The organism is Roseicitreum antarcticum, assembly GCF_014681765.1.
Lineage (GTDB): Bacteria > Pseudomonadota > Alphaproteobacteria > Rhodobacterales > Rhodobacteraceae > Roseicitreum > Roseicitreum antarcticum.
Map to the genome: position 1 here is coordinate 415,915 of NZ_CP061498.1, position 11,486 is coordinate 427,400.

13 protein-coding genes are annotated in these 11,486 nt (G+C 61.6%); 10 read left to right on the forward strand and 3 right to left on the reverse strand.

Annotation, left to right across the window (positions count from 1 at the left end; translation table 11 throughout):
- Window positions 1-94 precede the first annotated feature (94 nt).
- The 8 genes from H9529_RS01935 (at window position 95) to H9529_RS01970 (ending at window position 6,967) form a co-directional block, all read left to right on the forward strand.
- Window positions 95-379, forward strand: a complete 285-nt coding sequence (locus H9529_RS01935; RefSeq protein ID WP_092886002.1) for a hypothetical protein — start codon at window positions 95-97, stop codon at window positions 377-379.
- 364 nt (window positions 380-743) lie between these two features.
- Window positions 744-1,283 (forward strand): diaminobutyrate acetyltransferase, encoded by a 540-nt coding sequence (gene ectA, locus H9529_RS01940; protein ID WP_092886004.1) that lies wholly within the window; start codon window positions 744-746, stop codon window positions 1,281-1,283.
- Between the two features lie 26 nt (window positions 1,284-1,309).
- Window positions 1,310-2,599, forward strand: coding sequence for a diaminobutyrate--2-oxoglutarate transaminase (gene ectB / locus H9529_RS01945; RefSeq protein ID WP_092886006.1), 1,290 nt, complete (start codon window positions 1,310-1,312; stop codon window positions 2,597-2,599).
- A 6-nt stretch (window positions 2,600-2,605) separates the two neighbouring features.
- Entirely contained in the window at window positions 2,606-2,989 is a 384-nt protein-coding gene (locus tag H9529_RS01950; protein WP_092886008.1) for an ectoine synthase, read from the forward strand.
- 61 nt (window positions 2,990-3,050) lie between these two features.
- Window positions 3,051-4,514 carry an aspartate kinase gene (locus tag H9529_RS01955; protein WP_092886010.1) on the forward strand — a complete coding sequence of 488 codons (1,464 nt, stop codon included), beginning with the start codon at window positions 3,051-3,053 and terminating at the stop codon, window positions 4,512-4,514.
- Window positions 4,515-4,657: 143 nt separating this feature from the next.
- Window positions 4,658-5,782, forward strand: coding sequence for a THUMP domain-containing class I SAM-dependent RNA methyltransferase (locus H9529_RS01960; protein WP_092886012.1), 1,125 nt, complete (start codon window positions 4,658-4,660; stop codon window positions 5,780-5,782).
- 91 nt (window positions 5,783-5,873) lie between these two features.
- A complete protein-coding gene (gene hisF / locus H9529_RS01965) occupies window positions 5,874-6,635 on the forward strand; it encodes an imidazole glycerol phosphate synthase subunit HisF (RefSeq protein WP_092886014.1) in 762 nt (253 codons plus the stop codon).
- A gap of 14 nt (window positions 6,636-6,649) precedes the next feature.
- Window positions 6,650-6,967, forward strand: coding sequence for a phosphoribosyl-ATP diphosphatase (locus H9529_RS01970; protein WP_092886016.1), 318 nt, complete (start codon window positions 6,650-6,652; stop codon window positions 6,965-6,967).
- A 165-nt stretch (window positions 6,968-7,132) separates the two neighbouring features.
- On the opposite strand, the gene H9529_RS01975 is transcribed toward H9529_RS01970, so the two are convergent.
- The 3 genes from H9529_RS01975 to fabA all read right to left on the reverse strand — a co-directional run bounded on the left by H9529_RS01975 (window position 7,133) and on the right by fabA (window position 9,874).
- A complete protein-coding gene (locus H9529_RS01975; RefSeq protein ID WP_092886018.1) occupies window positions 7,133-7,921 on the reverse strand; it encodes an enoyl-ACP reductase FabI in 789 nt (262 codons plus the stop codon).
- Window positions 7,922-7,927: 6 nt separating this feature from the next.
- Window positions 7,928-9,157 (reverse strand): beta-ketoacyl-ACP synthase I, encoded by a 1,230-nt coding sequence (gene fabB / locus H9529_RS01980; protein WP_092886020.1) that lies wholly within the window; start codon window positions 9,155-9,157, stop codon window positions 7,928-7,930.
- Between the two features lie 207 nt (window positions 9,158-9,364).
- A complete protein-coding gene (gene fabA, locus H9529_RS01985) occupies window positions 9,365-9,874 on the reverse strand; it encodes a bifunctional 3-hydroxydecanoyl-ACP dehydratase/trans-2-decenoyl-ACP isomerase (RefSeq protein ID WP_092886022.1) in 510 nt (169 codons plus the stop codon).
- 161 nt (window positions 9,875-10,035) lie between these two features.
- Here fabA and irrA point away from each other — a divergent pair, with 161 nt between their 5' ends.
- Entirely contained in the window at window positions 10,036-10,476 is a 441-nt protein-coding gene (gene irrA / locus H9529_RS01990; protein WP_223814266.1) for an iron response transcriptional regulator IrrA, read from the forward strand.
- Window positions 10,477-10,517: 41 nt separating this feature from the next.
- Window positions 10,518-11,306, forward strand: a complete 789-nt coding sequence (locus H9529_RS01995; RefSeq protein WP_092886024.1) for a 23S rRNA (adenine(2030)-N(6))-methyltransferase RlmJ — start codon at window positions 10,518-10,520, stop codon at window positions 11,304-11,306.
- The last annotated feature ends 180 nt before the right edge of the window (window positions 11,307-11,486 follow it).

The window sequence follows — 11,486 nt, forward strand, 5'->3', positions numbered from 1 at the left end:
CCGCCAAGCCCCGCGAAACGGGGCGACTCGATAGATCTTTTGCCATCCAGAGCGGCCGTGCCCATGTCTGCCTGCGCCAAAATGCGGGGCGGCGGTGAACTGGGGGCTGATCCTGGTGCCGGTCGGTTCGGGGCTGGCAGGTGCCGCCGTGGGTCTCGTGCTGGGCCGTATGGGCCAGCGGCGACCCGTTGCGCGGCAACTGGGCTACGCGCTTTCAGGTGTGATTCTTCTGGCGGCAGTCGGGCTGATGATCGCGGCACGCGCCAACCAGGGCTGGGACGGCTTGGGCTACTTCATTATGGCGTTCTTCATGGCGTTGCCTGCTGGGCTGGGCACTGCGGTCGGCACATGGGTAGGCTTCAAGTTGCGCCGACGTTGAGCCATCTCTCTTGACCAAAGGGTCAAATGCGTCAGCGCGGAAACCGTGATAAACCCCTAATATCGGGTTGAAATATGGAATCTGGGTTGCGTGATGCTGCTGCGCTGCAGCAGAATTTCCCGCTGGGCGTGACAGTTGAATGACGCCGGAGCCGTGGGTTGATTATTCTCAACATCCTGTTTGAAAAATCCAGAAAAATCTTAGTATGAATTTTTTTGGAATCCATGAAAATGACTTCCGGAATATCATCTAAATATATGATAATATTCATGTAATCTGACAAGGTATTTATTTGGGCCGTGAATGTTGATCTCATCACCAGTGTCTATATATTGATCGCAACGGAAACAACTGGACAGAGGTCATGGAATATAGCAACCGCAAGATCATTGAAACGCGCAAGGGTAAGGTTCGCTTGCGATCCCCTGAAACCACTGACGGGTCTGATGTTTGGGACCTCGTGCGTGCCTGCAAGCCGCTTGACGAAAACTCCATGTATTGCAACCTGATCCAATGTGACCATTTCGCGGGCACATCGGTTCTGGCTGAACGCGATGGCCAGATCATCGGATGGATTTCGGCGCATATCCCGCCTGAAAAGTCGGATACGCTGTTCGTCTGGCAGGTCGCTGTAAGCGAAGCCGCGCGTGGCATGGGCCTTGCTGTCCATATGCTGGACGCGTTGGTGGACCGTCAGACCTGCGCCGATGTCACGCGGATTGAAACGACGATCACCCGCAGCAACGATGCCAGCTGGGCATTGTTCCGCAAGTTCGCCCGTCGCCATAAGGCGCGGCTGTCGGACAAACCGCATTTCACGCGGGAAGATCACTTCGACGGGGCCCATGCGACCGAGCATCTGGTGTCCATCGATATGGCCGTGGCGATGCAAAAAGCCGCCTGAAGCCACCCAAAATCAAGGATTATATCATGCAACGGAACGATCAGACCGGGCCGACCGGCATCTATACTCGTTTGGAATCCAATGCGCGCAGCTATTGCCGCAGTTTTCCGGTTGAGTTCATCAAGGCGCAGAATGCGACCCTTACGGGTGCGGACGGGCGCGAGTACACCGACTTTCTGGCGGGCTGTTCCTCGCTGAACTATGGGCACAACGACCCCGACATGAAGGCCGCGCTGGTCGATCACATCATGTCTGACGGTGTGACTCATGGCCTGGACATGCACACCACCGCCAAGACCGACCTGTTGGAAGCGTTCGAAGAGATTGTATTGCGTCCGCGCGGTATGGATCACAAGGTCATGTTCACTGGCCCGACCGGCACCAATGCGGTCGAGGCCGCGATGAAGCTGGCCCGCAAGATCACCGGTCGCGACCAGATCATCGCTTTCACCAACGGTTTCCACGGCATGACGATGGGCGCGCTGGCCGCGACTGGGAATGCTGGCAAACGCGGTGGCGCAGGCATGGCGCTGTCGGGTGTCACCCGGATGCCCTTCGAGGGGGCGATGGACGGGCTAGATTCGCTGCAAATGATCGAACAGATGCTGGCGAATCCGTCCAGTGGGATTGACGCGCCTGCGGCCTTCCTGATCGAGCCTGTGCAGGGTGAGGGCGGGCTGAACGCCGCATCGCCCGAGTTCATGCGTGGCCTTTCGAAACTGGCCAAAGACCACGGTGCGCTGTTCATCGTCGATGACATTCAGTCAGGTATCGGGCGTACCGGCACGTTCTTCAGCTTTGAGGATATGGGCTTCACCCCAGACCTGATCCCGCTGGCGAAGTCGCTTTCGGGTATGGGCCTGCCGATGGCCGCGCTGTTGATCCGTCCTGATCTGGATGTGTGGAAACCGGCCGAGCATAACGGCACCTTTCGTGGCAACAACCACGCTTTCGTGACCGCGCGCGTTGCGTTGCAGAAGTTCTGGAAAGACGACAGCTTCGCTAAATCCGTCCAGGAAAAGGGCGCCTACCTGAACGAGCGGCTGACCAAGATCGCTGCATTGGTTCCCGGTGCTGGCCTGAAGGGGCGCGGCATGATGCAGGGCGTCGACGTCGGTTCGGGCGACATGGCTTCGGCCATCTGTGCGGATTGCTTTGAGAAGGGCCTCATCATCGAGACCTCCGGCGCACACGACGAGGTGGTCAAAGTGCTTGCACCGCTGACCATCCCACAAGAACAATTCGCCAAGGGTCTGGATATCCTTGAAGCTGCCGTGAAAGCAGCAGCGACCCCCAAGCAAATGGCAGCGGAGTAAACTGACATGATTATTCGTGATTTCAATGAAGCCAAGAACACCGAACGCAAAGTGGCAGACGCGCGCTGGAATTCAGTCCGCATGCTGCTCGCCAACGACGGGATGGGCTTTTCCTTCCACATCACCACGATCAAGGCCGGTTCGGAACATACTTTCCACTACAAGAACCACTTCGAAAGTGTGTATTGCGTCAGCGGTGAAGGCAGCATCGAGGATCTCGCCACAGGCGAGGTGCACGATCTGCGCCCCGGTGTGATGTATGCGCTGAACCTGCATGACAAGCACACCCTGCGCTGCAAGACCGAGATGGTCTTTGCCTGCTGCTTCAACCCGCCCGTGACCGGGACCGAGGTGCACCAGGCCGACGGCTCTTACGCAGCTGCGGACTGACGCTGCATTGTCGCAACAACAAAAAGGCGCGTCGCGGGTCAACCGTGGCGCGATCTCTCACATGACATTGACTGTTGAAAAAATCGGCGGCACGTCGATGAGCCGTGCGAACGAATTGCTCGACACGCTGTTCATCGGCCAGCGCACCGGGGCAGATCTGTACAACCGGGTCTTTGTGGTCTCGGCCTTTGGCGGGATCACCAACCTGCTGCTGGAACACAAGAAAACGGGCCAGTCCGGGGTTTATGCGCTGTTTGCTGACGCGGATAACGACAGTGGCTGGATGGATGCGTTGAATGCGGTCGCGTCCGAGATGATCCGTGTGCATGGCGAGATCCTGTCCGACGGCGGCGACCGTGAACGCGCTGACGCCTTTGTGCGCGACCGGGTCGAAGGCGCACGCGCCTGCATGATCGACCTGCAACGCCTCTGCTCTTACGGGCATTTTCGCATTGAATCACAGTTGATGACCCTGCGCGAACTGCTGTCGGGGTTGGGTGAGGCGCATTCCGCCTTCGTCACGACGTTGCTGCTGAACCGCAACGGGGTGAATGCGCGTTTCATCGACCTGACTGGCTGGCGCGACGACAACCAGCCTGATCTCGCCGAACGCCTGACCTCGGCCATGTCGGATGTGGATGTGTCCCGCGACTTGCCCATCGTCACCGGCTATGCCCAGTGCCGAGAAGGGCTGATGAGCGAATATGACCGCGGCTATACCGAGGTGGTCTTCGCCCATCTGGCTGCCAGCATGCAGGCGTCCGAGGCGATCATCCACAAGGAATTCCACCTCTCAAGCGCGGATCCCAAGATCGTTGGGTTGGAAAACGTGCGCCAGATCGGCAAGACAAACTACGACGTGGCCGATCAGCTTTCGAACCTTGGCATGGAGGCGATTCACCCCAATGCCGCGAAGATCCTGCGTCAGGCCCATGTCCCGCTGCGGGTGATGAATGCGTTCGATCCCGGCAATCCCGGCACGTTCATCGGTCCCGATGCAGGTGTGAAGGGGCGGGTGGAAATGGTCACCGGCCTTGGCGTCTATGCATTCGAGGTGTTTGAACCCGATATGGTGGGGGCCAAAGGCTATGATGCTGCCATTCTGGAAGCGTTGACGCGGCACAAGGTATGGATCGTCTCCAAGACGTCCAACGCCAATTGCATCACGCATTGGCTGAACGGCTCTTTGAAATCCATCCGTCGGGTGGAACGTGATGTGGCCGCGAAGTTCCCCAATGCCGATATCACCACGCGCAACTTGGCGCTGGTCTCGGCCATCGGGTCGGATATGGGCGGGCTGTCGGTGATGCGCCGCGCTTTGCAGGCGCTGGAAGAGGTGAAGATCACCCCCATCGCCATGCAGCAGGGCGCGCGTCGCGTGGATACCCAGATCATCGTCGAGAAGGAACACATGGAAGCCACGATCAAGGCGCTACATGCCGCGTTGATCGAAGGGCAGGCAGACCCTTTGGAACTGGCTGACGGCGGGACATCCGCCGCGCCCCGGGCAATCGCGGCCGAATAGGACGTGACGCGTCCGTACGCGACTTAAAGCATGTCCCGGCAACGGGGCATGCTTTTTGCGTGGTGGCGCTGCCCGGGCCGATGGCCGGGCGCGCGCAAAAATAGCGGTTCCCTCGCCCTGCGGACCTGCGTAGAAGGGCCGACATGACACCAGATCCCTCCCAGCGTTTCGAGATATTCGCCGTCACCGCCCCAGGGTTGGAGGCCACGCTGTGCGATGAGGTCCGCGCGCTGGGATATGGCGACGCCATGGCACAGCCTGGGGGCGTGAGCTTTCAGGGCGGCTGGCCCGATGTATGGCGCGCCAATCTTGATCTCCGGGGCGCTACCCGCGTGCTGGCGCGCATCGGCGCCTTCCGCGCGATGCATCTGGCGCAACTGGACAAACGCGCCCGCAAGTTCCCCTGGGCCGATGTGCTGCGCCCGGACGTGCCCGTGCGGGTCGAGGCGACCTGCAAGGCCTCGCGCATATATCACGCCGGGGCCGCAACCCAACGGGTCGAGACCGCGCTGACCGAGACGCTGGGCGTCCCGCTGTCGGATGAAGCGGAGGTACGGCTCAAGGTCCGGATCGAGGATGATCTGTGCACCTTCAGCGTTGATACCTCTGGCCCATCGTTGCACCTGCGTGGTCACAAGCTTGCCATGGCCAAGGCCCCTATGCGTGAGACAATGGCGTCGTTGTTCTTGCGGCAATGCGGCTATACAGGGACAGAGCCTGTGGTGGACCCGATGTGCGGTTCGGGCACTTTCGTGATCGAGGCGGCGGAAATCGCCGCTGGCCTGCGCCCCGGCCGCTCCCGCGCTTTCGCATTCGAGCAATTGGCGAGCTTCGATGCTGCGGCATGGTCGGCCCTGCGCACAGCACCCGGGGTGGCGGGACGGGGCGATCTGCGGTTTTATGGTTCCGACCGTGATGGCGGCGCAGTAACCGCTAGCCGTGATAATGCCGAAAGGGCAGGGCTGGCGGGCCTTACCAGCTTTCATCATCATGCGATCAGCGACCTGATCCCGCCAGACGGACCGAAGGGACTTGTCATCGTCAACCCGCCCTACGGCGCGCGGATCGGCGACAAGAAGCTGCTCTTCGCCCTTTATGGCGCGCTGGGAAAGACGCTGCTGGCGGGGTTCCATGGCTGGCGGGTCGGGCTGGTCACGTCGGACGCGGCGCTGGCGAGGGCCACCGCACTGCCCTTCGGTCCACCGGGCCCACCGCTGGCGCATGGGGGGCTGCGCGTCTCGCTCTGGCAGACCCCGACGCTGCGGTAAACTGTTCCTTGGGGGCTTTTCGCCGCGCGCGCGGGTGGCTATACGGGGCATGCATCATCCGGCCTGATCCCGTTTGCAAAGGTAATCCATCATGCTGAAAACCCGCGTCATCCCCTGCCTTGATGTTGCTGACGGGCGGGTCGTCAAGGGCGTGAACTTCGTCGATTTGATCGACGCAGGCGACCCGGTGGAGGCTGCGAAAGCCTATGACGCCGCAGGCGCGGATGAGCTGTGTTTCCTCGACATCCATGCCACGCACGAAAACCGGGGGACCATGTTCGATCTGGTCACGCGCACGGCAGAGCAATGTTTCATGCCGCTGACTGTCGGCGGCGGGGTGCGCAGCCATATGGACGTGCGCGCGCTGCTGTTGGCAGGAGCGGACAAGGTCAGCTTCAACTCTGCCGCCGTCGCCGATCCTGATGTTGTTGCAGCCGCGGCTGACCGATTTGGCAGCCAATGCATCGTAGTGGCGATTGACGCCAAGACCGTAGCCCCCGGCCGGTGGGAGATCTTCACACACGGCGGTCGCAAGTCGACTGGCATCGACGCGGTGGAGTTTGCCCGTACCGTGGTGGCGAAGGGCGCGGGCGAAATCTTGCTGACGTCCATGGACCGAGATGGCACGCGGGCGGGCTTCAACCTGCCTTTGACGCGCGCCATTGCGGACGCGGTCAGCGTCCCGGTCATCGCTTCGGGCGGGGTCGGCACGCTGGACCATCTTGTCGAAGGGGTGACCGAAGGGGGCGCCAGTGCCGTCCTGGCCGCCTCCATCTTCCATTTCGGCGAATTCACGATCGGGCAGGCAAAGGCGCATATGGCGGCTGCTGGCATCCCGGTACGCCAGTCCTGACGGAGTTTCTGCCCATGACCGACACCGCATTGACCCGCCTTGCCGCCACGATTGCTGCTCGCAAGTCCGCAGACCCAGACAGCAGCTGGACCGCGAAATTGTTGGCCAAGGGACCGGAAAAATGCGCCGAGAAATTCGGCGAGGAGGCAGTCGAGGCGATCATAGAGGCCGTCAAGGGCGACCGCGCCCGCCTCACGTCCGAGGCCGCCGATGTGATCTACCACCTGCTGGTGATGTGCGCCGCCCGCGACGTGACCTTGGCCGAGATCGAGGCCGAACTGGCCGCGCGCGACGGGCAATCTGGTTTGGCCGAGAAGGCAGCGCGGGGCTGAGGTTTACGGTGCGGACCAATTGAGGCGCGCGGTTTATGGCTCCGGTATTTTCAGGAAGTACGGCGCGCACGCGAATTGTGTCGGAGCAGCCGAACCAAATACAGGGCCGAGCAAGGGCAGCAGTAGAACCGAGCCGGGATGCAGGCGCTTAGTTGCGCCTGCGCCCTACATATTCTCAGGCTGTGGCATCCCCAGAACGTGATACCCGCCATCGACATGCACGATCTCGCCCGTGGTGTGACGCCCGTAGTCCGACGCCAGATAAACGGCGGTGCCGCCCACGGCATCGAGCGCCGCATTGGTGCGCAGTGGGGCGTTTTCTTCAGACTGCCGGTAGGTCTTGCGCGCGCCGCTGATCGCGGCACCGGCAAGCGTCTTCATTGGGCCGGGGCTGACCGCATTCACCCGGATGCCCTGCGGCCCCAGATCGTTCGCCAGATACCGCACCGAGGATTCCAGTGCGGCCTTGGCCACGCCCATCACATTGTAGAACGGCGTGACCCGGTTCGATCCCTGGAACGTCAGCGTCAACAGCGTACCACCATCGGGCATCAGTGCGCTGGCGCGCCGCGCCACATCGATAAAGCTGTAGCAAGAGATGGTCAGCGAATTGCGAAAGTTCTCGCGGCTGGTGTTGATGAACCGCCCCGCCAATTCCGTCTTGTCCGAAAACGCGATGGCGTGGACGACAAAATCCAGTTTGCCCCAACGCTCGGCGAGCGTCGCGAAGGCGGCGTCCAGCGACGCATCATCGCTTACATCCGCGTCGATCAGGATGTCTGACCCGATCGATGCGGCCAGCGGGGCTACCCGTTTGCCAAACCCTTCGCCTTGATAGGTGAAAGCCAGTTCAGCCCCCTCGGCCGCCATGGCGCTGGCGATCCCCCAGGCGATGGAGCGTTCGTTCGCGACCCCCATGATCAGCCCGCGTTTGCCGTTCAATAACTCAGCCATACTTGATCAATCCCGATACTTGCTCATCACCAATGTCGCATTGGTGCCGCCAAAGCCGAAGCTGTTGGACAAAACGCTGTCCAGTTCCACGCCTTCGCGCAGTTCGGTCACGATCTCACCGGGATTGATCGCGGGGTCCAACTCGGTCACGTTGATCGAGGGCGCGATGAAATTGCCCTGCATCATCAGAAGGCTATAAATCGCCTCATGTACGCCGGTCGCACCCAAGCTGTGTCCGGTCAGCGATTTGGTGGATGCGATGGGCGGCGTGGCCCCTTCGCCAAACACCCGGCGCACCGCTTCCACTTCCGTCACATCGCCTGCAGGGGTCGAGGTGCCGTGGGCGTTGATGTAATCGACCTTCCGCCCCTCGGGCAGGGTGGCAACCGCCAGCCGCATCGACCGCTCGCCACCCTCACCCGACGGGGCAACCATGTCATGCCCGTCTGAGGTCGCGCCATAGCCGGTGACTTCGCCGTAGATCTTCGCGCCACGGGCCAAGGCATGCGACAGTTCTTCCAGCACCACGACCCCGCCGCCGCCTGCGATCACGAAGCCATCGCGGCGCGCGTCGAACGGGCGCGAGGCGGTTTCGGGCGCATCGTTATACTTGGACGACATCGCGCCCATCGCATCGAACAGGCACGACAACGTCCAGTCCAGTTCCTCGCCGCCGCCCGCAAACACGATGTCTTGCTTTCCCATCTGGATCTGTTCGACCCCGTTGCCGATGCAATGCGCCGAGGTAGAGCAGGCCGAGGTGATCGAATAGTTGATACCCTTGATCTTGAAGGGCGTCGCCAGACAGGCCGAGTTGGTCGAGGACATGCCGCGTGTCACCATGAACGGCCCCATACGTTTGGGGCTGCCCTTTTCGATCACGATCTTGTGCGCCTGAAACAGGTTCGAGGTCGAAGGCCCGCCCGACCCCATGATCAGCCCGGTGCGTTCGTTCGAAACGTCGCCGCCCTCCAGCCCCGCATCCGCGATCGCCTGTTCCATCGACAAGAAGTTATACGCCGCACCCGGGCCCATGAAGCGCAGGTTGCGCTTGTCGATGTGATCTTCCAGCACGATCTGCGGCATGCCGTGGATCTGGCTGCGAAACCCATGCTCGGTATAGTCTGGCGCGGCAACGATCCCTGACCGGCCGGCGCGCAGGCTGGCCTCGACCTCGGTGGCATTGTTTCCGATGGGCGAGACAATCCCCAGCCCGGTGATGACGACACGACGCATGCTGCCTCCGTTTATCTTTACCCCGCCTGTGTAGTGTAGCGAGGGGGGCGGGGCAAGTGGGGGGAGCGCAGCACAGTCTACTTCAATTTCAATTGCTTCAAGCTTTCCCTGATCTCAACTGGCAAGAACTCAGGACAGTCTGCAATTACCGTAAGGAATGGTGTTTTAACTTGTCTTCCGGTTTAGCGCCCGTTGCTGCCTTTCCCCTCAACTCTCGCTCAATGCCACCTTCATATCCTTCACCTGATAGATCACCTCGCCATCCGCCTCGACGATCCCGTCGGCCACGCCCATTGTGAGCCTGCGGGTCTGGATCGCCTTGGTGAAGTCGATCTTGTAGGTCAGCAGCTTGCGGTCGGGGCGGACCATGCCGGTCAGTTTCACCTCTCCCACGCCCAACGCGTACCCGCGTCCCAGCCAGCCGCGCCAGCCCAGGTTGAAGCCGGTCAGTTGCCACAGCCCGTCCAGCCCCAGGCAGCCGGGCATGATCGGGTTGCCCGGGAAGTGGCATTCAAAGAACCACAGGTCCGGCGTGATGTCGAATTCAGCGACGACATGCCCCTTGCCATGCGCCCCGCCATCGCCCGAGATGTCGGTGATCCGGTCCATCATCAGCATCGGCGGCGCAGGCAGTTGCGCATTGCCCGGCCCGAACAGCTCGCCCCGTGCGCAGGCCAGCAGCCCTTCCTTGTCGAATGATGTCGGATATTGCGTCATGTTTTGTGCCTTCTGCCCATTCTGGTAAACCTTTCGTCTATCATCGCGGTTGCGGGGCTGACAAGTCTGCGCCGGGTCTTGAGGTGTCGGGCCGGGGGTGTCGGCAGAGTTTTCGCTGAATATCAATTGAATTTCCGCCGCTTCGCGCTGTATATAGAGGTATGGAACCGATTTTCGCACCGATGAACGACAAGTCCCTCACCACCGGCACCCGCTGGCTGTCGCGTGCGGGCGTCCGGCCCACCCGGCAGCGGATGCTGCTGGCAGCGCTTCTGGTGGGCGACGGCCACAACCGCCACGTCACCGCGGAAGGGTTGTTCGGCGCCGCGGCGGATGGGCCTGAGAAAGTTTCGCTGGCCACGGTTTACAACACGCTGCGTGCATTCTGCGAGGCCGGGCTGATGAACGAAGTGACGGTGGACGGTACGCGGTCCTATTTCGACACCCGCACCGACGATCACCCGCATTTCTTCTGGGAAGACACGCAGGACCTGACCGATGCGCCCGCCGACCAATTGGAGATCAGCCGCTTGCCCGACGCGCCCGACGGGGCCGAGATTCAGCGGGTCGATGTTGTAATCCGCCTGCGCCGCAAGGGCTGATCGGCACCCTGCGATACCTTCCAGCCCCAAAAGGATGCGCCATGCTGTCTTACCAGCATATATATCACGCTGGAAACATGGCGGATGTCCATAAGCACAGCCTGCTGTGCTGGATGCTGGATTACCTGTGCCAGAAGGATAAGCCGTTGTCCTATCTGGAGACCCATGCGGGGCGCGGCGTCTATGACCTGAACGCGCCGGAGGCGTTGAAAACCGGCGAGGCCGCGCAGGGCATCCGCCGCATCGCCGAACATTTGCCCCCCGGGCATCCTTATCTGCGCGCGCTGGAACAGGTACAATCGGGGTATGGCGCGCAGTTCTACGCGGGTTCGCCCCTTTTGGCCGCGCTCAGCCTGCGCGACGGCGATGCGATCCATTTGGCCGAGCTGCATCCCCAGGAATTTGCTGGGCTGGAGGATGCGATGAACGGTTTTGCCGCACATCTGGCGCAGCAAGACGGCTTTGCGATGGCGCTGGCCCGCACGCCGCCGATCCCGCGGCGCGGCCTGATGCTGATCGACCCAAGTTATGAGGTGAAGGCCGATTACGCCGCCATTCCAGGCCATATCAATGCGATCTGCCGCAAGTGGAACGTCGGCATCGTGGTGCTGTGGTATCCGATCCTGACCAGTGGCGCGCATCGCCCGATGCTGGACGCGCTGCATGCGCTGTACCTGCCAGGCACGGTGGTGCATGAGGTTGGCTTCCCCCCCGCGCGTCCCGGGCATGGTATGGTGGGCAGCGGGCTTTTCATCGTGAACGCACCCTATGGCTTTAATGCTGCGGCGCGGGATCTGTCGCATGCCATGGCGCAGGCGATTGCCGGGTAAACCTTGCAGACAAGGGGTATCGGGGTTAGATGCCCGCGAAAGCTATTCCCGCCTTTAACCACAGGTCTGTGCCCATGACATCCGATCCCTCGCGAGCCGCCGCCCTCAGCCCCGCCGCACCCGGGGTGGAAGCCGCAGGCGATGCGGCGGGCCCTGCACCCCGCAAGCTGTTCATCAAGA

What these genes read in the sequence shown, in the direction of transcription:
- ectA (WP_092886004.1), top strand. Translation starts at nt 744, where the DNA reads ATGGAATATAGCAACCGCAAGATCATTGAAACGCGCAAGGGTAAGGTT.
- ectB (WP_092886006.1), top strand. Translation starts at nt 1,310, where the DNA reads ATGCAACGGAACGATCAGACCGGGCCGACCGGCATCTATACTCGTTTG.
- H9529_RS01950 (WP_092886008.1), top strand. Translation starts at nt 2,606, where the DNA reads ATGATTATTCGTGATTTCAATGAAGCCAAGAACACCGAACGCAAAGTG.
- H9529_RS01955 (WP_092886010.1), top strand. Translation starts at nt 3,051, where the DNA reads ATGACATTGACTGTTGAAAAAATCGGCGGCACGTCGATGAGCCGTGCG.
- H9529_RS01960 (WP_092886012.1), top strand. Translation starts at nt 4,658, where the DNA reads ATGACACCAGATCCCTCCCAGCGTTTCGAGATATTCGCCGTCACCGCC.
- hisF (WP_092886014.1), top strand. Translation starts at nt 5,874, where the DNA reads ATGCTGAAAACCCGCGTCATCCCCTGCCTTGATGTTGCTGACGGGCGG.
- H9529_RS01970 (WP_092886016.1), top strand. Translation starts at nt 6,650, where the DNA reads ATGACCGACACCGCATTGACCCGCCTTGCCGCCACGATTGCTGCTCGC.
- H9529_RS01975 (WP_092886018.1), bottom strand. Translation starts at nt 7,921, where the DNA reads ATGGCTGAGTTATTGAACGGCAAACGCGGGCTGATCATGGGGGTCGCG.
- fabB (WP_092886020.1), bottom strand. Translation starts at nt 9,157, where the DNA reads ATGCGTCGTGTCGTCATCACCGGGCTGGGGATTGTCTCGCCCATCGGA.
- fabA (WP_092886022.1), bottom strand. Translation starts at nt 9,874, where the DNA reads ATGACGCAATATCCGACATCATTCGACAAGGAAGGGCTGCTGGCCTGC.
- irrA (WP_223814266.1), top strand. Translation starts at nt 10,036, where the DNA reads ATGGAACCGATTTTCGCACCGATGAACGACAAGTCCCTCACCACCGGC.
- H9529_RS01995 (WP_092886024.1), top strand. Translation starts at nt 10,518, where the DNA reads ATGCTGTCTTACCAGCATATATATCACGCTGGAAACATGGCGGATGTC.